This is a genomic window from Streptomyces sp. SS1-1, assembly GCF_008973465.1.
Lineage (GTDB): Bacteria > Actinomycetota > Actinomycetes > Streptomycetales > Streptomycetaceae > Streptomyces.
Genome location: NZ_WBXN01000004.1, coordinates 6738665 through 6757903, shown reverse-complemented (window position 1 = coordinate 6757903; position 19239 = coordinate 6738665). Strand labels below are relative to the sequence as shown.

Annotated in this window: 19 protein-coding genes; 8 read left to right on the top strand and 11 right to left on the bottom strand. The window is 71.4% G+C overall.

The genetic code is table 11. The features are described 5' to 3' along the window. Positions 1-114 precede the first annotated feature (114 nt). The gene (locus tag F8R89_RS32320; RefSeq protein ID WP_151787302.1) at positions 115-582 is read left to right on the top strand and encodes a pyridoxamine 5'-phosphate oxidase family protein; all 468 of its coding nucleotides are present in this window, start codon (positions 115-117) and stop codon (positions 580-582) included. 55 nt (positions 583-637) lie between these two features. On the opposite strand, the gene F8R89_RS32315 is transcribed toward F8R89_RS32320, so the two are convergent. Further along, positions 638-1711, bottom strand: coding sequence for a zinc-dependent alcohol dehydrogenase family protein (locus F8R89_RS32315; RefSeq protein ID WP_151787301.1), 1074 nt, complete (start codon positions 1709-1711; stop codon positions 638-640). Between the two features lie 178 nt (positions 1712-1889). Between F8R89_RS32315 and F8R89_RS32310 the strand changes: the two genes are divergently transcribed. Further along, a complete protein-coding gene (locus F8R89_RS32310; protein ID WP_151787300.1) occupies positions 1890-2297 on the top strand; it encodes an STAS domain-containing protein in 408 nt (135 codons plus the stop codon). A 27-nt stretch (positions 2298-2324) separates the two neighbouring features. Here the strand turns inward: F8R89_RS32310 and F8R89_RS32305 are convergent, their stop codons facing one another. Beyond that, on the bottom strand, positions 2325-4706 hold the full coding sequence (locus F8R89_RS32305) for a phosphoketolase (protein ID WP_151787299.1): 2382 nt from the start codon (positions 4704-4706) through the stop codon (positions 2325-2327). Positions 4707-5031: 325 nt separating this feature from the next. Next, positions 5032-5883, bottom strand: a complete 852-nt coding sequence (locus F8R89_RS32300) for a universal stress protein (RefSeq protein ID WP_151787298.1) — start codon at positions 5881-5883, stop codon at positions 5032-5034. Positions 5884-6255: 372 nt separating this feature from the next. Between F8R89_RS32300 and F8R89_RS32295 the strand changes: the two genes are divergently transcribed. The 3 genes from F8R89_RS32295 to F8R89_RS32285 all read left to right on the top strand — a co-directional run bounded on the left by F8R89_RS32295 (position 6256) and on the right by F8R89_RS32285 (position 8904). Continuing rightward, positions 6256-6720, top strand: coding sequence for a cyclic nucleotide-binding domain-containing protein (locus F8R89_RS32295; RefSeq protein WP_151787297.1), 465 nt, complete (start codon positions 6256-6258; stop codon positions 6718-6720). Positions 6721-6839: 119 nt separating this feature from the next. Next, positions 6840-7541 carry a response regulator gene (locus F8R89_RS32290; RefSeq protein ID WP_151787296.1) on the top strand — a complete coding sequence of 234 codons (702 nt, stop codon included), beginning with the start codon at positions 6840-6842 and terminating at the stop codon, positions 7539-7541. A gap of 187 nt (positions 7542-7728) precedes the next feature. Beyond that, complete coding sequence (locus F8R89_RS32285; protein WP_151787295.1) at positions 7729-8904, top strand: low temperature requirement protein A; 1176 nt, start codon at positions 7729-7731, stop codon at positions 8902-8904. Positions 8905-8927: 23 nt separating this feature from the next. Here F8R89_RS32285 and F8R89_RS32280 read toward each other — a convergent pair whose 3' ends face one another. The 4 genes from F8R89_RS32280 to F8R89_RS32265 all read right to left on the bottom strand — a co-directional run bounded on the left by F8R89_RS32280 (position 8928) and on the right by F8R89_RS32265 (position 12947). Next, on the bottom strand, positions 8928-9995 hold the full coding sequence (locus F8R89_RS32280) for a ferritin-like domain-containing protein (protein ID WP_151787294.1): 1068 nt from the start codon (positions 9993-9995) through the stop codon (positions 8928-8930). Between the two features lie 226 nt (positions 9996-10221). Next, on the bottom strand, positions 10222-11640 hold the full coding sequence (locus F8R89_RS32275) for a sugar porter family MFS transporter (RefSeq protein ID WP_151787293.1): 1419 nt from the start codon (positions 11638-11640) through the stop codon (positions 10222-10224). 33 nt (positions 11641-11673) lie between these two features. Beyond that, positions 11674-12477: an SDR family oxidoreductase gene (locus F8R89_RS32270; protein WP_151787292.1), complete on the bottom strand. Its 804-nt coding sequence runs from the start codon at positions 12475-12477 to the stop codon at positions 11674-11676. Further along, positions 12474-12947, bottom strand: coding sequence for a VOC family protein (locus F8R89_RS32265; protein ID WP_151787291.1), 474 nt, complete (start codon positions 12945-12947; stop codon positions 12474-12476). Before F8R89_RS32265 ends, F8R89_RS32270 begins: the two co-directional genes overlap by 4 nt. Before the next feature lie 433 nt (positions 12948-13380). Here F8R89_RS32265 and F8R89_RS32260 point away from each other — a divergent pair, with 433 nt between their 5' ends. From F8R89_RS32260 to F8R89_RS32250, 3 genes are all read left to right on the top strand, one after another. After that, positions 13381-15357 (top strand): N-acetylmuramoyl-L-alanine amidase, encoded by a 1977-nt coding sequence (locus tag F8R89_RS32260; RefSeq protein ID WP_151787290.1) that lies wholly within the window; start codon positions 13381-13383, stop codon positions 15355-15357. A gap of 6 nt (positions 15358-15363) precedes the next feature. Further along, complete coding sequence (locus F8R89_RS32255) at positions 15364-15795, top strand: VOC family protein (protein WP_151787289.1); 432 nt, start codon at positions 15364-15366, stop codon at positions 15793-15795. Between the two features lie 123 nt (positions 15796-15918). After that, positions 15919-16380 carry a hypothetical protein gene (locus tag F8R89_RS32250; protein ID WP_151787288.1) on the top strand — a complete coding sequence of 154 codons (462 nt, stop codon included), beginning with the start codon at positions 15919-15921 and terminating at the stop codon, positions 16378-16380. Between the two features lie 40 nt (positions 16381-16420). Here the strand turns inward: F8R89_RS32250 and F8R89_RS32245 are convergent, their stop codons facing one another. The 4 genes from F8R89_RS32245 to F8R89_RS32230 all read right to left on the bottom strand — a co-directional run bounded on the left by F8R89_RS32245 (position 16421) and on the right by F8R89_RS32230 (position 19206). Beyond that, positions 16421-17188 (bottom strand): SDR family NAD(P)-dependent oxidoreductase, encoded by a 768-nt coding sequence (locus F8R89_RS32245; RefSeq protein ID WP_151787287.1) that lies wholly within the window; start codon positions 17186-17188, stop codon positions 16421-16423. A 179-nt stretch (positions 17189-17367) separates the two neighbouring features. Further along, complete coding sequence (locus F8R89_RS32240) at positions 17368-17718, bottom strand: ArsR/SmtB family transcription factor (RefSeq protein ID WP_151787286.1); 351 nt, start codon at positions 17716-17718, stop codon at positions 17368-17370. 97 nt (positions 17719-17815) lie between these two features. Further along, positions 17816-18301 carry a MarR family winged helix-turn-helix transcriptional regulator gene (locus F8R89_RS32235; RefSeq protein WP_151787285.1) on the bottom strand — a complete coding sequence of 162 codons (486 nt, stop codon included), beginning with the start codon at positions 18299-18301 and terminating at the stop codon, positions 17816-17818. Positions 18302-18468: 167 nt separating this feature from the next. Then, entirely contained in the window at positions 18469-19206 is a 738-nt protein-coding gene (locus F8R89_RS32230) for a sigma factor (protein ID WP_151787284.1), read from the bottom strand. Positions 19207-19239 lie beyond the last annotated feature (33 nt).

Sequence of the window (19239 nt, the reverse complement as noted above, 5' to 3'; positions counted from 1 at the left end):
CCGGGCGGCGACCCGAGGGATGGTTGAGACAGGAGCGGCACCGATCCCCCGCGGTGTCGCTCCGTGCGTGCAGGCGCGACACGACGCGCGACCCACCCCCGACGGAAGCCCGCGATGGTTCACGACGACACCCGGCCGCCCCTCGTGGGGCCGCGCCGACGCATCGAGCTCGACGCCGCCGAGGCGCTGCGGCTGCTGGGCAGCGTGTCCCTGGGCCGGATCGTCTTCACCCGGCACGCGCTGCCCACGGTCCGTCCCGTCAACCACGCCCTGGACGGCGGGGACATCGTCATCCGCACCCATGAGGGCGCCGCCCTGACGTCCCGCACGGAGCGGGCCGGGGACCCGGGGGTGGTCGTCGCCTACGAGGCGGACGCCATCGACCCGCGCACGCATCTGGGCTGGAGCGTGGTGGTGACCGGTTACGCCCGTCCGGTGACCGATCCCGAGGACCTGGCGCGCTGCCGGGCGCTGGTGCGGCCGTGGGTGGACCAGGCGATGGACCAGGTGGTCCGGATCCGCCCCGACCTGGTCACCGGCATCCTGCTGACCGCCGCGGACGACTGCCCGGCCGGGGCCTGAGATCTCCCCTGGCCTTCTGGAGATCTCCCCTGATCTCCTGGACCCACCCTCAGGCTCAGGCCGCGTCCACCGGCAGGATCTCGTCGTGGTGCTCGCCGCCGAGGACGACCTTGAGGGCCCCGGTGTCGGCGGCGCCCGCGAAGACGTCGTACGCCTCCTGCATCTGGTCGAGGACGAAGGTGTGGGTGACCAGATCGGCGGTGGGGAGCCGGCCGGCGGCCGTCATCCGCAGCAGGGTCGGCGTGGAGTAGGTGTCGACGAGGCCCGTGGTGAGGGTGATGTTCTTGATCCAGAGGTCTTCCAGGTGCAGGGTCGCGGGGGCGCCGTGCACGCCGACGTTGGCGACGTGCCCGCCCGGGCGGACCATGCGGGTGCACAGCTCGAAGGTCGCCGGGATGCCGACGGCCTCGATGACGACGTCCGCGCCGAGTCCGTCGGTCAGGTCGGCGACCAGTTGCTCGGGCGTCTCGCGGGCGTCGGCGACCGCGTCCGCGCCGAGCCGCCGGGCGGCCTCCAGCCGGGTCGGCGCCAGGTCGACGGCCACGATCCGCTCCGGCGAGAACAGCCGGGCCGTGGCGACGGCCGCCAGCCCGACCGGCCCGGCGCCGACCACGACGACGGTGTCGCCGGGCCGCACCCGTCCGTTGAGCACGCCGACCTCGTACGACGTCGGGAAGATGTCGGCCAGCAGCACGGCCGCCTCGTTCGACAGGGTGCCCGGCAGCGGGTGCACGGACAGGTCGGCGTGGGGGACGCGGACGTACTCGGCCTGGGTGCCGTCGATCAGATGGCCGAGGATCCAGCCCCCGCCGCCCCGGCACTGGCCGTACGCCGACTGCCGGCAGTAGGAGCAGCGCCCGCAGGCCGTGATGCAGGAGACCAGCACGCGGTCCCCGGGGCGGACGGACCGTACGTCGCCGCCGACCTCGACGATCTCGCCGACCGCCTCGTGCCCGAGGACGGTGCCGGGGCGGACCTCCGGCACGTCGCCCTTGAGGATGTGCAGGTCCGTGCCGCAGATGGTGACCGCGTCGACGCGCACGACGGCGTCGGTGGGTTCCTTCACGGCCGGGTCCGGGACCTCCTCCCAGGCGGCCTGGCCGGTGCCGTGGAACACGTAACCCTTCATGGCGCTCCTCACCCCACTCGTCCGGTGCGTCCCGCATCTCCAGCTTGACCCGGATGGGCGAGGCCCGCACGGGCCGGACGGGCCCCCTGGCGCCGCCCCGAGGTCGGGACGCCGGTCCCACCCGGCAGGGACCTTCGGCCCTGTCGCCCGCGCGCCCCGCGGAGGTTTGATCGATGTCATGACCGAGAACCACACGGAGCTCGCCGTCACCACGGCACGGGGTTCCGTCGGCGGGCCGACCGTCGTGGCGCTGCGCGGCGACATCGACGTCGACACCGCGACCTCGCTCACGACGCGCCTGGACGCCCTCACGTCGGCCCCGTCCCTGGATCTCGTGCTCGACCTGCGCGGCGTGACCTTCATCGACTGCGCCGGCCTCGGGGTGCTGTGCCGGGTCCGCAACCGGGTCCTGGCCCGCACGGGCCGGCTCCGGCTGGTCAGCGACAGCGCCCGGTTCCGGCGGATGCTGCGCCTGGTGGACCTGGGCGGCGCCTTCGAGGTCACGTCCCGGCTGCCGGACGTGCTGTCCCGGCCGGTGGACGCGGGGGCCGGGCCCGGAGCGGGGGCGCGGGTCGCCCTGCGCTGAGCCCCGCGCCCCTTCTCACCGTTTTGGTCAGGCGTTCCAGGACCAGTCGGCGACCTCGGGCAGGTCGGTGCCGTGCTCACGGATCCAGGCGTGGTGCCGGGTGCGGGCGTCCACCATGGCCTGCCGTACGCCGGCGGCCCGCACCGCGAGGCCGGGGACGCGGTCGATGACGTCCATGACGAGCCGGTAGCGGTCCAGGTCGTTGCGGACCACCATGTCGAACGGCGTGGTCGTGGTGCCGGACTCCTTGTAGCCGCGCACATGCATCTGCGGGTGCCCGGCGCGCCGGTAGGCGAGGCGGTGGATCAGCCACGGATAGCCGTGGTAGGCGAAGATCACCGGCTTGTCGCGGGTGAACAGTCCGTCGTACTCGAAGTCGGGCATGCCGTGCGGATGTTCCCCGTGCGGCAGCAGCCGGGTCATGTCGACGACGTTGACGACGCGCACCGCGAGCTGCGGCAGGTGGCGGCGCAGCAGCTGCGCGGCGGCCAGCACCTCCTGGGTGGGCACATCGCCCGCGCAGGCCAGGACGACGTCCGGTTCGCCGCCGTTCTCGGTGCCGGCCCACTCCCAGATGCCCGCTCCGCGCGCGCAGTGGTCGCGGGCGGCGTCCATGGACAGCCAGTCGAAGCAGGGCTGCTTCCCCGCCACGATCACGTTGACGTAGTCGCGGCTGTGCAGGACGTGCTCCGCGACCGACAGCAGCGTGTTGGCGTCCGGCGGCAGATAGACCCGCACGACCTCGGGGCTCTTGTTGAGGACGTGGTCGACGAAGCCGGGGTCCTGGTGGGAGAAGCCGTTGTGGTCCTGGCGCCACACGTGCGAGGTCAGCAGATAGTTGAGGGACGCCACTGGGGCCCGCCACGGCAGCCGGCGGGACGTCCGCAGCCACTTGATGTGCTGGTTGACCATCGAGTCGACGATGTGGACGAACGCCTCGTAGCAGGAGAACAGCCCGTGCCGGCCGGTCAGGAGGTACCCCTCCAGCCAGCCCTGGCAGAGATGTTCGCTCAGCACCTCCATGACCCGGCCGTGCCGGTCCAGGTGCTCGTCGACGGGCAGGGTGGCGGCCTGCCACGCCTTGCCGCTGGCGTCGAAGACGGCCTGGAGGCGGTTGGAGGCGGTCTCGTCCGGGCCGACGACCCGGAAGTCGCGGCGCTTGCGGGTGTCGGTCATGACCTGTTCCAGCAGGTCGCCGAGGACACGGGTCGGTTCGTGCAGGGTCACGCCGGGCTTGTCGACGGGCACGGCGAAGCGGTCGAGGGCCGGGACGGGCAGGTCGCGCAGGAGGAGGCCGCCGTTGGCGTACGGGGTGGCGCCCAGCCGCCGGTCGCCCTCGGGGACACAGGCGAGGACGTCGGCGACGGGCCGCCCGTCCGCGTCGAACAGCTCCTGCGGCCGGTAGGAGCGCAGCCAGGCCTCCAGCTGGCGCAGGTGCTCGGGATTGTCCCGGACACCGGCGAGCGGGACCTGGTGGGAGCGCCAGGTGCCCTCGACGGGGAGCCCGTCGACCTCGACGGGGCCGGTCCAGCCCTTCGGGGTGCGCAGCACGATGACCGGCCAGTGGACGCGTTCGGTCACGCCGTCCTCGCGGGCGGAGCGCTGCATGAGGGCGATGCGGTCGAGCGCCGTGTCGAGGGCCCGGGCCATGGCGCGGTGCACGGTGGCCGGGTCGTCACCGGCGACGTGGATCGGTTCGTGGCCGTATCCGCGCAGCAGCTCGTCGAGTTCGGACTCGGGCAGCCGGGACAGCACGGTCGGGTTGGCGATCTTGTAGCCGTTGAGGTGCAGGATCGGCAGGACGGCACCGTCGTGGACGGGGTCGAGGAACTTGTTGGAGTGCCAGGAGGCGGCGAGCGGCCCGGTCTCCGCCTCGCCGTCGCCGATGACGCAGGCGACCAGCAGGTCGGGGTTGTCGAGGGCGGCGCCGTAGGCGTGGGCCAGCGAATAGCCCAGCTCACCGCCCTCGTGGATGGACCCCGGGACCTCCGGCGCCACATGGCTCGGCACCCCGCCGGGGAACGAGAACTGCCGGAACAGGCGCGCCATGCCGGGCGCGTCGCGGGAGACGTCCGGGTAGTGCTCGCCGTAGCTGCCGTCCAGCCAGGACCCGGCGAGGACGGACGGCCCGCCGTGTCCGGGGCCCCACACGCACAGGGTGTCCAGGCCGCGGGCGGAGATCACCCGGTTGAGGTGCGTGTAGACGAGGTTCAGGCCGGGCGAGGTGCCCCAGTGGCCGAGGAGGCGCGGCTTGATGTGCTCGGGGCGCAGCGGCTCGGTCAGCAGCGGGTTCGCCATCAGGTAGATCTGCCCGGCGGCGAGGTAGTTGGCGGCCCGCCAGTGGGCGTCCAGCGTGCGCAGTTCGTCGTCGGAGAGTGCCGTGGAGGGGTGGGGGTCCACCTGGGACATGAGAGATCTCCGTGGTCGGTGGTCTTCGGTTCGGCTCGCGTGCGGTGGTCCGGCGGTCGGGGTGCTGTGGCGCGGGTGCGCCCGTCCTCGCGTTTCAATCGGGCCGGTGCTCGCGAATCCACTCCGGCCCGTCCTCGCGATTCACTCCGTCCCGTCCTCGCATTTCACTCCTGCCGGGGCACGATGGCGACCGGGCGGGCGGGCGGATCGGTGCGGCATGGCGTGGGCCGGCCGGACGACGGGCACGGCGGGCGTGCCTCGCGGGCGTGCGCGCCGATGCCCCTTCATGACGAGGTCTCCTCTCCGAGAGGCGGCTGTTCCCGGGTCAGTCGTGCGGGACCACGGCGACGGGCGCGGTGGACCGGTGCAGTACGGTGTGGGCGACGGGCCCGAGGCGCGCCCCGAACCCGGCCGGGCGGCTCCGGCGGCCGATGACGACGAGGGACGCGTCGCGGGAGAGGTCGACCAGGTGGGCGGCGGGGGTGCCGCACAGGTTCTCCTCGGCGACCAGGACGTCCGGGAGCTTCTCCCGCCAGGACCGCAGGACCTCGCTCGGCACGGCGGGCCTGCGCAGGGTCCGGGGCCCGTACGCCGGCCGGGGCACGGCCGCGACGGCGCCGTACGGCGTGGACAGGTCCCCGTCCCGCGGGTGGTCCCCGTCGTGCACGATCCGCAGGACGGTGTCACGCCGGGCGGCCGCCGCGAACGCGAAGCCGATCAGCCGTGCGTCGGGATGCGCGAGGTCGAGCCCGAGAACGACCGGCGCGGACGGCTCCCCGGCGCCGGCCCCCTCACGGACGAGGACGACCGGGCGGTCGGTGCGCGCCAGGACGGCGCGGGCGACGGACCCGGCGAGCGGTCCGCCGGCACGGCCGGGGGCGCGGGAGCCGAGGACGAGCAGTGCGGCGTCCCGCGCCAGGTCGGCGAGCACCTCGGCGGGCCGTCCGCTGACCTGCTGGACGCGGACGTCGAGGCCCGGGTGCCGGGACCGGAGAAGCCCGGCGGTCTCGCCGAGGGCAGGATCGCCACCGGAGGAACGCTCCGGCTCCCGGACGTGCAGGAGAACCAGCGGCAACCCCAGCATCCCGGCCTCGCGGGCCGCCCACGCGGCCGCCGCGCGGCTCCCGGGTGAGCCGTCGCAGCCGGCGGTGACGCAGAGCGTGACGGTGCGCGTCATGGTCTCCCCTCGCCCTCCTGAAGCGGTCCGTGCCGAGCGGTGCGGTGGGCCGCGCCGGGCCCACCGCACCTCCTCTCCCCCCGGTCGGCACAGCCAGGGGCGGCGGACGGGCGGGGCCTGTGGTGAGCGAGCGCGGTCCCCGGTGCCGTCCGCCGTGCCTCACCCTGGCGGTGTCCGGGACGCCGCGCCCGATGCCGAAGGTCCGCCGTCCGGGGCCCAACGGCCCTTCCGGAGCACCCGGTGGAGGGCTACGGGCGGGGACGGGAGCCGGACGGCCCGCGGGGATGGGGCCCAACGGCCCTGGTGCCCGGACGTGCGGCGGACGGACGCTGACAGTGGGGAAAGTCCCTGGTCGTCGTCGGGAGGCACGCCATGATCATCACCCCTGCTCCCAGCATGACGCGCGCCCTGACCGCGGAGCAGCGGCAACGGCTGATGCTGCTCGCCCGCGAGGTCTCCTTCCCGCAGGGTGCGCGGATCTTCGAGGAGGGCGCACGGGCCGACCGCTTCTGGATCATCCGTACCGGCACGGTCGAGCTGGGCATGCGGGTCCCGGGCCGCCGCCCGGCCGTCATCGAGAGCCTGCGGCACAACGAACTCCTCGGCTGGTCCTGGCTGTTCTCCCCGCACGTGTGGCACATGGGCGCCGAGGCGACGACGCCGGTGCGGGCGTACGAGTTCGACGCCGAAACCGTACGGTCGCTGTGCCGGGAGGACCCGGAGCTCGGCCAGGCCGTGTCCCAGTGGGTCGGTGACGTCCTCGCCCACCGTCTGCGCTGCGCGCGGGCGCGGCTGCTCGACCTGTACGCCCCCTACGGGGCGGGCACCGCCGTCTGACCGGCGACGCGGCCGATGGGGCCGGTCGGCCCTAGTGCGTCCGGCCCCGGCGCGCGATGATCGGAAGGAGGGGCGGTCGGCCGGCCGCTTCCGTTGTGCCGTCCGAACAGGGAAGCGTCATGACCGAGCCAGGAACGTTCACGGAGCAGAACCCGATCCGCGTGTTCCTCCTCGACGACCACGAGGTCGTGCGCCGGGGTCTGACGGATCTGCTCGACGCCGAGCCGGACATCTCGGTGGTGGGCGACGCGGACACCGTCGAACACGCGCTCGTCCGGGGCCCGGCGCTGCGCCCGCACGTCGCGGTGCTGGACGTCCGTCTCCCGGACGGCGACGGCATCACGGTCTGCCGGGAGCTGCGCAGCCAGATGCCGGAGCTGGCCTGCCTGATGCTGACGTCGTTCGACGACGAGGAGGCCCTGCTGGACGCCATCATGGCCGGCGCCTCGGGCTATGTCCTCAAGCAGATCCGGGGCTCCGACCTGATCTCCGCCGTACGCACGGTCGCCTCGGGCCAGTCGATGCTGGACCCGGCGACGACGGCCCGGCTGATGCGCTCGCTGCGCGCCGACCCGGTGGAGACGCCGTCCGTCGCCCCGGAGCTGGCGGGCCTGTCGCCCCGTGAGCGGGACATCCTGGCCCTGATCGGCGACGGCCTGACCAACCGCGAGATCGGCAAGAAGCTCTACCTCTCGGAGAAGACGGTCAAGAACCACATCTCCCGCCTCCTGGCCAAACTCGGCGTTCAACGCCGGGTCCAGGCGGCGGTCCTGGCCTCGCACCTGGAACACCCGGAGCCCGGCGACCGCTCGGCACGCTGAACGAGGAAGCACGGAGCGGATCGAAGGGATCCCCTTCCTCAGCGGGTGCTGTCACCGATCGGCACCGGACCCGGTCGTACCGAGTGGCGAAGCGGACAGGGACCGTCACAGCGCCGGGTATCACGACGCATGGCTGCCCTTTCCGTCTGTGGACGTCGCCACCGCCACCGACCCAGACCGGGAAGTCATGAGCCAGTCAACCCACCCGTCCAGCGCCTGGTACCGGCCGATGCTCGCCCGGCATGCCGGTGAGGAGCACCGCACGGCCAGCGCACTGGAGCTGTTCTTCGACCTCTGCTTCGTCGCCGCCGTGGCGCAGACGTCCTCGGCGTTCGAGCACGAGATCCACACCGGCCGTGCCCTCCACGGTCTGCTCGGTTACGCGCTCGTCTTCTTCGCCATCTGGTGGGCGTGGATGAACTTCACCTGGTTCGCCTCCGCGTACGACACGGACGACGTGCCCTACCGGGTCCTGACTCTGGTCCAGATCACCGGGGCCCTGGTCATGGCGGCCGGAGCCGCACAGGCGCTGGAGCACGGCGACTTCACGGTCATCACCTGGGGTTACGTCATCATGCGGCTGGCCATGGTCACCCAGTGGTCGCGCGCCGCATACACGGACCGGCGGCGCCGGAGGTCCGCGCTGCGGTACGCCCTGGGCATTCTCGTGCTGCAGATCGGCTGGCTGGTCCGGCTCGGCCTGCCGCACGACGCGGGTCTCGTCTCGTTCGCCGTCCTCGCCGCGGGCGAACTCACCGTACCGGTATGGGCCGAACGGGCTGAGGGCACCACCTGGCACCCCCAGCACATAGCCGAGCGCTACGGACTGTTCACCCTGATCGTGCTCGGCGAATCCGTCATGGCCGCCGGCCTGGCCGTCCGCACCGCCCTGGACACCCGCCAGGCGACCGGATCCGTGACGGCCGTCGCCCTGGGGGGCATCCTGACTGTCTTCGCGCTCTGGTGGCTGTACTTCGCGCAGGACGCCCCGCGCCGTCTCAAAGCCCAGTCCACGGCCATGTTGTGGGGCTACGGACATTACGCGGTGTTCGCGTCCGCGGCCGCGGTGGGAGCGGCGCTCGGGGTGAACGCCGCCCACGCCACCGGCCACACGGCTCTCACCGACGTCCAGGCCGCCGCCACGTACACGGTGCCTGTCGCCCTCTTCATCACCTGTGTGTGGCTTCTGCACCGGCGGGCCGCGCAGGTGTCCCGCGGAGCCGGCGTCCTCTCCCCCGTCGCGGCTCTCGCCGTGCTCGCCACCACCTTCACGCCGTTCACCGTGCTGTGCACCGGTGTCATCGCGTCGCTGCTGGTGGGTGCGCACGTGTTCACGGCCCGGGGCGGCAGCCGGGAACCCTGAGCCGGCCGCGCCGCCGGGATGTGCTACGCGCGATCCTCGGGTGCGACGTAGTCGAAGGTCGGCCCCGCGACGAGTCCCTCCTGATCCTGCATGGCCATCAGGCTCTGCGCCTGCCCCTTGATCGCGTACATCGTGCCCACCGATATGCCGAGCATCGCCGGATTGCCGTTGAACGCCTGCTCCAACTGCCCCAGCATCGTGCAGTAGGTCGCGTTGAACGCTTCCTGTGCGACCCGGATCGCACTGCCTTCGGGGTGATCGTCCAGTCGCGGGTTGGGGCGCAGCGGGCGGATTCCGGTGGGATCGACGGTCACCACGTCTCCGCTGGGGCCGGACTCGGGAGTGTCGCCTGCCTGGTAACGCCGGCCCAGCGCGAGCTCCTGGAACCTGTAGTAGTGGGAGACCGCCTTGGTCTCGGGGTGGAACAGGTCGATGTCGCCGTCCCAGACGTCGGTGCGGGCCGCGCCCTCGCCCTGCTCGACGATCTCCTTCAGCGCGGCGAGCGCCGACTCGAGGTCGGTGACCGGGCTGAGGTGCCCCGCGGTGTGGGCGAACGGGCCGCCGGCGACCTGGCGGGCGAGGTCCCCGGTGAAGACGAGGTCCTCGCCCATCTGGGCGCACAGGCGCTTGAGCCCCTTCTCGATGGCGGCGTAGAACTGCCCGATGGTCTCGTAGTGGTCGCCCTCGGCCGGGTCGCCCGGGTGTGCCGGCTGCTCGAGACGGAGGAACATCGTGAGGGCCTCCTGTCCGAACGGCAGCAGGGACAGTTCGATGGACGGGTCCGCGTGCGGCATGGTGCGCGGGTGAGGAGGCATCAGGTGCGGTGCGTCCAGGCGCGGCTGTCCGCCGACCGCGTTGAGCAGGTTCGCGGCCAGGGCGAGGTGGACCATCTCCTCGACGAAGACGCCCCCGACGAGTTGTGCGGCGTCCGCGTTGCGCTCGGGATCGAGGGAGTAGAGGGCCGTCAAGTAGGGCGGCAGAGTGGAGTGTTCCACCTCGATGGCCCACTGCAGATGCCTCCGCAGATCGTCCAGGTTCTCGATCCCCGTCCGGGAAGACGTGTCGGAGGTGTCGGTACGGCGGTCGGGCATGGGGGGCTCTCTTTCGATGTCGCGATCGGCTCTCGCAGCCACACCTTTGACCGTGCGGACAAAACATGTGTGACACCCCCATTCGCGACTCGGTGGCACCCTTCGCGACTCGGTGGCACCCCTCGGAGCCGACAGGGCGACAGGGCCGGAGCGGCTGCTCCGGCCCTGTCGTCCGTGCTCCCGAGTGCGGGGGCGGGTGGGTGCGGCGGGTGGGTGCGGCGGGTGGTCAGCCCATCTCCTCCAGTTTCTTGCCCTTCGTCTCCTTCACGTACTTCAGGACGAAGGGGATGGAGAGCGCGGCGAAGATCGTGTAGATCACGTAGGTGCCGGAGAGATTCCACTCGGCCAGCGACGGGAAGCTCGCCGTGATGGCCCAGTTGGCGATCCACTGCGCGGCCGCCGCCACGCCCAGCGCGGCGGCGCGCAGCCGGTTGGGGAACATCTCGCCGAGGAGGACCCATACGACCACGCCCCAGGACAGGGCGAAGAACAGGACGAACAGGTGGGCGGCGATCAGGGCGACCCATCCCTGGGTGGCCGGAAGCCTGCCATCGACCAGGTCCGAGGAGAACGCCCAGGCCTCCAGCGCCAGGGCGATCACCATGCCGGCCGAGCCGATGAGGGCCAGCGGCTTGCGGCCGACGCGGTCCACCAAGACCATCGCGACGACGGTGCCGACGATGTTGATGATCGACGTCGTGAACGAGTAGAGGAAGGAGTCCGCCGGGTCGACGCCGACCGACTGCCACAGCGTCGAGGAGTAGTAGAAGGCGACGTTGATGCCGACGAACTGCTGGAAGACCGACAGGCCGATGCCGACCCAGACGATCGGCTCGAAGAGGAGGCTGCCGCCGAGCAGGTCCTTGAAGGAGGACTTGTCCTCGCGGTGCATCGCCGTCTCGATCTCGGTGATACGGGCGTCGAGGTCGACGTCCTCGCCCTCGACGTCTTCGAGGATCGTCCGGGCGCGCTCGTGCCTGCCGACCGAGATCAGGAAGCGCGGGGACTCGGGGATGGCGAGGGACAGCAGGCCGTACAGGATCGCCGGGACGACCATGACGCCGAGCATGATCTGCCAGGCCTCCAGGCCGACCAGCTCACCGCGCTGGTCGCCGCCGGCGGCGTTCAGCAGACCCCAGTTGACGAGTTGTGACACGGCGATGCCGACGACGATGGCGGCCTGCTGGAAGGAGCCGAGCCGGCCTCGGTAGGCGGGTGGGGAGACCTCGGCGATGTAGGCGGGACCGATCACCGAGGCCATGCCGATGGCGAACCCGCCGACGACACGCCACATGGCCAGGTCCCACAGCGCGACGGGCAGCGCGGAGCCGACGGCGCTCACGGTGAACAGCACGGCCGCGATCCGCATGCAGCGGATCCGCCCGATGCGGTCCGCGATGCGCCCGGCGGTCGCGGCACCGATGGCACAGCCGATCAGCGCGATGGCGATGACCTGTGCCAGCACCGCTGAACCGACGTCGTAGCGGTCCCGTACGGCCTCGACGGCCCCGTTGATCACGGCACTGTCGTAGCCGAAGAGAAAGCCGCCCATCGCGGCCGCCGCCGTGACGAAGACGACGTGCCCGAGATGATCGGGACGGACGGTCCCGCGTCCGGATCCGCGCACGTCGGAGGTGCTGGTCATGTCTACTCCCAGAGAGGACGGCGTCGTGGTCCGTCAGGAATCGATGCCGGGAGAGGGCCGGCCGGCGAACCACTCCCGGTAAGTCGTCTCCGCGATGAAGGCGTTCGCGTCGGGAAGAAGGTCCGAGGGCCCGAGGCACGTGCCGAAGAAGGGGCTGTGGACGTCCGTGAACACACGGCGGTACTCCGCGTTCGCCGCGAGGCCGGCACGCACGAACGCGTCCAGGCGGATCCTCTCCGGACCGGCGATCTCGCGAACGCCGGTCCGGGGCCGTGAAACAGCGGTGTGCGCGAGCAGCATGGCCACGTCCTTCAGAGCCACCGGACGTACGTCCACCGGTGGCACCCATACGATCCAGTCCTCGGTGCCGGCAGTCGCTATGTCCTCGACCGACTCGAACATCTGGGTCGACCGGAGAACGAGATGCGGTGTCGCGGACCGCTGGATCACCGATTCCCGGGCTTTGAGGGCTCGGAAGACCCCTGTGCTCGCCGCGCGGTCCACCCCCGTCATGGAAAGAGCGACGTGGTAGGTGACACCGGCCGCTGTCTCCGCCTGGAGCAGCTTCCGGGTCGACCGCACCCATGAACCGACCAGGGCCTCCTCGTCGATGACGAATCCCTGCTCCTCGGTGAGGGCCCCGATGGCCGGGGACGGCCGGCACAGCAGGTCGATCACCACGGAGCAGCCCCGCAGGACTTCCGTGATCTCCTCTCGTGTGTAGGAGTCGAGACCGTGGGGCGCGGAGAGCAGTTCGACCTCGTGCCCGTGGTCCCTCACCCAGAGCGCGGTCTCCACGCCGATGAGCCCGCCGTCGTCCCAGACAGCGACCTTCATGAGGGGCCTCCTCCACCGGTCGCGTCGCGCGGGGCTTCCGCCTGGACGCCCAGCAGCAGTCCGGTGGACTGGCCCACCTCGATGAGATGGCCGTCGGGGTCGCGCAGGTAGCAGCGCAGTTCGGCACCGCGGTCGACGGGCTCGGTGAGGAAGTCGGCGCCCTGTGCGACCGCGTGCGCGTAGAAGGCGGCCAGGTCGGCCACCCGCACGTTGAGGAAGCTGGACACGCGGTCCCCGCTTCGGGGTGCCTCCAGCGTGATCCCCGGCTTGTCGGCCGTGGGTCCGCCACCGGGGTTCATGATGATCCAGCCGTTGGCGACCTTGACCATCGCGGGGTCTTCCGCCCTCACCACCTCGCCGCCGAAGACGTCGGTGTAGAAGCGCCGGGAAACGGCGACATCGCGCACGGCGATGAAGTGCGTGAGCAGAAGGCCGTGTTGCGGCGCCGGCAGCTTCCCTGGTGGTGTCATCGTCCCGTCGTCCCTTCGTCAGCCCGAGCTGTCAGGGGCCGGATCCAGACGTCCGGCCCGTCGGCGCCCACGAGGGTTGTGATCGCTCCCCGTGCGCCTGCGACATGTGACCGGGCCGAAGTCCGATCCGTGACACCGACGCATGCGGGGCGGACCGCCTCGTCACAGACGGCCGCGGGCGATGACTCGGAGCAGGGAGAAGAAGACGCACCCCCACTGGTTCCCAGTGTGTCGCCGGTCAGTGTGATCCCCGCATCGGGCAGCGCGACCGGCGATCACAACACACGTTGTCAAACAAGGCAGGCTCTCGTGGCATCTACAACCAACTTCGCCCTATAGTCAGCTCGCATCGAGTCGCCTTGCCCCGACGGCCTTCCACGGCCGCAAGTCGGCGCGCCTCGATGCCCGTTACTTCTTGAGAAGGAGCATCACCTTGCACAAGCTGCAAAGGGCAGTCACTCTGCCCGTCGGTGTCACGGTGGGCGCACTCGTCGCCGGTGGCCTGTTGGCCATGTCGGGCGCGGCGGAAGCCGGCACTCCGGCGAGCAGCGCCCCGCAGAGACGCCAAGAGGCCCTGCTCGCCGCGGCGGACGAGTACAGCATTCCGCCCACCGTCCTGCTCGCCCTGTCCCACCAGGAGTCGGCGTGGGACGGACACGGCGGCCTGCCCAGCACCGACGGCGGTTACGGACCGATGCATCTCACGGACGTCACCCCCGCCATGCTGGCCGGTGGCGGCGCCGGCGCCGCCGGCCGCGCCGACCTGGAGACCCTTGCCGCCGCCCCCGCCCTCCACACGCTGCGCGAGGCCGCGGAGCTGACCGGCTTGCCGGAGCGGGACCTGCGCGAGGACGACACCGCGAACATCCGGGGCGGCGCCGCGCTGCTGGCCGCGTACGAGCGGCAACTGGTCGGGGGCACACCCGCGGACCCCGCGGAGTGGTACGGGGCCGTCGCCCGCTACAGCCAGGCCGAGCAGGAGAAGGCGGCGGCGAGTTTCGCCGACCGTGTCTTCCGCACGGTGCGCGGCGGCGCCTCCGCCACGACGCGGGACGGCCAGCGCCTGCGCCTTGCCGCCAGCCCTTCGGTCACCCCGGACAGGCGGCAGATCCACGCCCTGCGCCTGAAGAAGGCGTCCGCGACGACCGCGACCGAATGCCCTGCGACGGTCGACTGCACCTTCGTCGCCGGCTCTCCGGTCGGCGGTCAGCCGGCCGACCGGCCCGCCAACGGCATCCGTATCGACACCATCGTCATTCACGACCTGGAGTCCACGTACGACGCGGGTGTCGCGGGTCTGGCCAACCCCACGAACCCCGCCTCGACCCATTACGTCATGTCGTCGTCCGGTGCCGTGACCCAGATGGTGCCGACCAAGGACATCGCCTTCCACGCCGGCAACTACTCGGCCAACCTGCACTCCATCGGGATCGAGCACGAGGGTTACGCCGCTCACGGCGCCGCCTGGTACACGGAGTCGCAGTACCAGGCCACGGCCGACCTGGTGAAGTACCTGGCCGCGCGCTTCGGCGTACCGCTGGACCGGCAGCATGTCATCGGGCATGACAACGTTGCCGGGCCGAACTCCTCGCTGGTCGCCGGCATGCACTGGGACCCGGGCTACGCGTGGGACTGGAACCACTTCATGAGCCTGCTCGGGGCTCCGGTCAGCGGTCTGCCCGAAGTGCCCCAGCCGGGCGAGGTCGTGGCGATCACGCCCTCGTTCACGGACAACGTGCAGACCTTCCAGGTGTGCCCCTCCGACGACCCGACCGGGCAGACGGCCACCTGCACCGAGCGGCAGGACCAGGCCAACTTCGTCCACCTGCGGACCGCCCCGAGCGAGACCGCCCCGCTCTTCGGCGATCAGGCGATCCACGGCAACGGTCCCGGTACCGATCGGGTGAACGACTGGGGCAGCACGGCACAGGCCGGTCAGCAGTTCGTGGTGGCGGAGGTGCGGGAGGACTGGACCGCCGTCTGGTTCAGCGGCGCGAAGGTGTGGTTCCACAACCCGGGCGGCGCCCACACCCGTGTCCGCTACGGAGTGAAGATCATCAAGCCCTCGGGGAGCGCGGCGGTGGCCCTCTACGGCTCGAGCTATCCCGACAAGGCGGAGTACCCTGCCGGCCTCGGCGCCTCCACCCAGGCCCCGTTGAGCATGTACTCCATCCCGGCCGGACAGGCGTACGTGGCGACCCGGGACGCCTCGGCCACGGACGACTACTTCCCGTCCAGCGGAGCGGTCGTCATCGGCGGCAAGAAGATGTACACCGTGCAGTACAACCACCGCGTCGCACTCGTCTACGCGAACGACGTCACCGCGACCACTGCCACCCACCACTGGGAGAACGACGGTGTCCGAACGTCCCGGCCGTCCGGTGACGTGCCGACCGCACCGATGGGATGACGAGAAGTGGAACTCAAACTGCACGTCCTGGTGCTGCCCGTCTCCGACGTCGACCGGGCCAAGGCCTTCTACAAGGCGGTCGGGTTCCACCTGGACGCCGACCACGTCACGGACGACACCTACCGGGTCGTCCATATGACACCGCCGGGGTCGCCCTGCTCGGTTCTCTTCGGCACCGGCGTCACTGTGGCCGAACCCGGGTCGGTCAAGGGCCTGCATCTCGTCGTCCGGGACATCGACGAGGCCCGGGACGAGCTGATCGGCCGGGGTGTGGATGTCGGTGCCATCTATCACGACACCAGCGACATCTTCCACCGCTGCACGGGCGGGACGTGGGTCAGCGGCCCTGACCCCGAACGCCGGAACTACCGCACGTACGCCGACTTCACCGACCCGGACGGCAATGGCTGGGTCCTCCAGGAGGTACCGAACCCGTAGTCCGCGAGCCGCGGCAGTGGGCCGCCCTCACCGCCTTTGGTGCCGAGACCCTCGCCACGGGTCTCGGCACCACGGCCGCCGACTGGTACGGCATCGGCACACGTGTCCGAGCCGAGGACAATCATGAGAATCCCTCGCCGCCACCGGCCGTCGTCCGCGTTGTGGACGATCTGTGCCGCGCTGACACTGACGGCCCTGGTCACCTCACTCCTCCGGGACGGCGGTGGGACCGGCGCCGGCCGCGTCGGCCCGGGGCACATCTGCCGCTCGGCTCTCCCCGCCGACCAGGAACTGTCCTGCGGCACCTACGGCTTCGGCGACCTGCGGTACGCGTGTCCGAAGCCCGACGCGCCGTGGCGCTGCACGACGACCACGCAGGTGCGCGTACGCAACACCGGGCCGTCCACCGTGTACGTCTCGGTCATCCACGGCGCCCGCCAGGGAGAGCGTCTCCAGAGCCCGGAGCGGGCGGTCGCCCCTCGCCGTACGGTGACGTTGCGCCCCGGGCGGGGGCAGCTGTTGTTCGACCTCACGCTGCGCGGCGCCGGTCCCGGCACATCGTTGACGGTTGTGTCGGTGCGCTGAGACCGGTCGGCACCCAGGTGCGCATCGAAGGGCCGCGTGGTCAGACGAGTTCGAGCCCGCCGTCGACGGTGACCACCTGACCGGTCGCATGGCGTCCCGCCGGGTCCGCCATCCGGAGGATCCAGTGAGCGACCTCGTCCGCGTGCGCGATGTGGTGGGTCGGAATGCGGTCGCGCTCGTAGGCGTACATCCCCTCGGCCGCCTCCGGTGTCAGACCGGCGTGCAGCATGACATCGGTACGCGTCGGGCCCGGAGCGACCGAGTTGACACGGACGCCCTCGCCGGCCAGTTCCAGTGCCCAGCTCCGTGTCATCTGCTCGATCGCGGCCTTGGTGGCCGCGTAGTGCGCGCCCCCCGCCATCGGGCGGTGCCCGTAGGTGCTGGAGAGGTTGATGATCGATCCCGAGGTCCGGCGCAGGTGCGGCAGGGCCTCTCGGGCCAGGAGACTCGGCGCGACGACGTTGAGCGCGAGCAGATCGACGATCGTCCGCTCGTCGGCGTCCGCCAGCGGCATGACCGCTGTCGCGCCGGCGTTGTTGATCAGGTGGTCCAGGCGCCCCCACCGCTCCACGGCTGTCCCCACCACCTTGCCGGGCGCACCGTCGCCGCGGATGTCGATCGCCAGGACCTCGATGCCGGCGTGGGCGGCGGCGGTCTCCTTGAGCAGTTCCTCGCGGCGGCCCACTCCGAGCACGCGCGCTCCCGCCTCGGCGAAGGCGACGGCCGTGGCTCGGCCGATGCCGGTCCCCGCGCCGGTGACGATCACGACCTGACCGGAGAACGTCTGGTGGGGGTGCTCCACGGACATCCGGGCTCCTTGTTCGATGTTCGATGTACATAGAACACTATGGGCAGGGTCGCCGAATGCGTCAAATGAGGGCGTGGGGAGGCCTTTACGCGCGACAAGACCGAGGGCCTTATGTCATGCGCACGTCAATCTAGTGTCCGAGGCGACCAGTCCGCGTGCGGTGCGGAGTTCCTACGCGGTCACGCCTGTTCGTCCCGCTCGGTGACGTGATCCCCGATGTGGTCGGCGTCGGCGGCGGCCAGCAGCGCCGGCAGGAAGCCGGGAAAGCGGGCCTCCAGGGCATCGCGGCGCAGCTTCACGAAGCACCGCGTGCCCTCCTGACGCGTCTGCGTCACGCCCGCCTCACGCAGCATCTTGAGGTGATGGCTGAGCGTGGACTTGGCGACGGGAGCCCTGAACTGCCCCCACCCTCGCTCGGCGCCGTCGGACAGGATCCTGACGATCCCCAACCGCGTCGGATCGCTGAGCACTCCGAGGAGGCGCGGCAGGGAGATGTCGCTCTCGGCGGGCGACGCGTGGTGGTCCGGCATACCGGCCATCCTACCGACCGTTCGGCATCGGTCGAACAAGGGAGAGCGGGCTCACCAGGGGGCCGCCTCGCGCCGGCGGGAGGCGAACCGCCGCCTGTCACGGGGTGGCGCAGCGGGCTTGCCGGACCTGAGCGCTCAGCCCGTCACCCGTACCTCCACGCAGGTAGGAGAGGAGATCCTTGTCCGTCTCCTCGACGTGGAGCTGTCGCACGACCTCCTCGACCGCCTGGGTCAGCAGGGGCGAGCCCAGCCGCAGCACATCGTGCGCGACCGCGGTGAGTTCGATCTCGACGCTCCGCCGGTCGTCGGACGCGATGTGCGTGGTGATCAGGCCCCTCTCCCGCAGGCGTGTGACCAGGCGGCTGGTGGCGGACTGGCTCAGCCCCGTCCCGTTGGCCAGGTCGCTCAGGTACAGGAGTCCCGTGCCGGACCGCACCCCCTCACTCAAGGTGCGAAGGGCGTAGAACTCGCTCACGCCCAGCCCCAGATGCCGGTGGAGGTGTCGTTCCATACGGGCTTCGATCCGGCGATGGACCCGGGTCAGACGGTTCCACTGTGTGATCAGCGTGGCATCGTCGCTCATGGGCGGTGCTCCCTGCTCTCCCGGCCTGCGCCTGCTTGGGACCGGGCGGTCTCCCGGCACGAGGGCGCGGCACGGTGAGCACCCGCCTGCCCGCACCAGTAGGACCGGACGGATGCCGTGGATGTGACAACGGGACGCGGCCCGTCGCACCGCCGGGCCGCCCCGGGTCACGCGGCGTGGCGGAGCGGGAAGTGTTGCGGACCGGCCGGTCCGCGCGACGGCGGCGTCAAGCGGTGCACCCGCTGCTCGGGGACGAGCAGCCGCAGCAGATCGTCGAGATCACCGGTGTCGGCGGCGGTCCTGAACGCGGTGACGAGGCGACGGTGCGACTCGGTGCGGATCGGCCGCTCGCGTCCACTGTCGAGTCGGGCCTGGGCCCGGTGGACCACCACGCGTGCGTTCGGGGCGCTGGTCCGCAGTACCTTCGCCAGCTCCGCGTAGCTGTAGTCGAAAGCCTTGCGCAGCACGTAGGCGGCCAGCCGGTCGGGCGTCAGTCTGGCCATGAGCAGGGCGAGGGCCGACTCGATCGCCGCGGTCCGCTCGGCGCGCAGCATGGGGTCGTCGGAGGTGGCGTGGTCGCCGAGGTCGGCGAACCGCGGTTCGGACGGCGTCTCGTGCCGGCGCCGTCCCGACTGGACGACGTTGATCGCCAGGCGGGTCGTCGTCGTGGTCAGGAACCCGGCCGGGTTGTCGACGTCCGTGCGGTCGGCGAGCTGCCAGCGCACCCACGCCTCCTGGACCACGTCCTCGGCCGCCGACGCATCGCCGACGATCCGGTGGGCGAGGCGGAACAGTCGTTTCCGCTGGGTCAGGAACACGTCGAGGGCGGTGTCCAGATCACCCTCGGCAGGCCGGGCGGCCGAGGTGCCGGCCGGCGTGGTGGTCTCCGGAGTGGGCGCGGACATCGGGACTCCTTCTGGTGGACGGGCGCCCCTTCA

Excerpts from the sequence above, each read along its gene's own strand:
- F8R89_RS32320 (WP_151787302.1), top strand. The coding sequence starts at position 115 with ATGGTTCACGACGACACCCGGCCGCCCCTCGTGGGGCCGCGCCGACGC.
- F8R89_RS32285 (WP_151787295.1), top strand. The coding sequence starts at position 7,729 with ATGAGCCAGTCAACCCACCCGTCCAGCGCCTGGTACCGGCCGATGCTC.
- F8R89_RS32295 (WP_151787297.1), top strand. The coding sequence starts at position 6,256 with ATGATCATCACCCCTGCTCCCAGCATGACGCGCGCCCTGACCGCGGAG.
- F8R89_RS32315 (WP_151787301.1), bottom strand. The coding sequence starts at position 1,711 with ATGAAGGGTTACGTGTTCCACGGCACCGGCCAGGCCGCCTGGGAGGAG.
- F8R89_RS32275 (WP_151787293.1), bottom strand. The coding sequence starts at position 11,640 with ATGACCAGCACCTCCGACGTGCGCGGATCCGGACGCGGGACCGTCCGT.
- F8R89_RS32300 (WP_151787298.1), bottom strand. The coding sequence starts at position 5,883 with ATGACGCGCACCGTCACGCTCTGCGTCACCGCCGGCTGCGACGGCTCA.
- F8R89_RS32230 (WP_151787284.1), bottom strand. The coding sequence starts at position 19,206 with ATGTCCGCGCCCACTCCGGAGACCACCACGCCGGCCGGCACCTCGGCC.
- F8R89_RS32235 (WP_151787285.1), bottom strand. The coding sequence starts at position 18,301 with ATGAGCGACGATGCCACGCTGATCACACAGTGGAACCGTCTGACCCGG.
- F8R89_RS32310 (WP_151787300.1), top strand. The coding sequence starts at position 1,890 with ATGACCGAGAACCACACGGAGCTCGCCGTCACCACGGCACGGGGTTCC.
- F8R89_RS32240 (WP_151787286.1), bottom strand. The coding sequence starts at position 17,718 with ATGCCGGACCACCACGCGTCGCCCGCCGAGAGCGACATCTCCCTGCCG.
- F8R89_RS32290 (WP_151787296.1), top strand. The coding sequence starts at position 6,840 with ATGACCGAGCCAGGAACGTTCACGGAGCAGAACCCGATCCGCGTGTTC.
- F8R89_RS32280 (WP_151787294.1), bottom strand. The coding sequence starts at position 9,995 with ATGCCCGACCGCCGTACCGACACCTCCGACACGTCTTCCCGGACGGGG.
- F8R89_RS32270 (WP_151787292.1), bottom strand. The coding sequence starts at position 12,477 with ATGAAGGTCGCTGTCTGGGACGACGGCGGGCTCATCGGCGTGGAGACC.
- F8R89_RS32265 (WP_151787291.1), bottom strand. The coding sequence starts at position 12,947 with ATGACACCACCAGGGAAGCTGCCGGCGCCGCAACACGGCCTTCTGCTC.
- F8R89_RS32305 (WP_151787299.1), bottom strand. The coding sequence starts at position 4,706 with ATGTCCCAGGTGGACCCCCACCCCTCCACGGCACTCTCCGACGACGAA.
- F8R89_RS32250 (WP_151787288.1), top strand. The coding sequence starts at position 15,919 with ATGAGAATCCCTCGCCGCCACCGGCCGTCGTCCGCGTTGTGGACGATC.
- F8R89_RS32245 (WP_151787287.1), bottom strand. The coding sequence starts at position 17,188 with ATGTCCGTGGAGCACCCCCACCAGACGTTCTCCGGTCAGGTCGTGATC.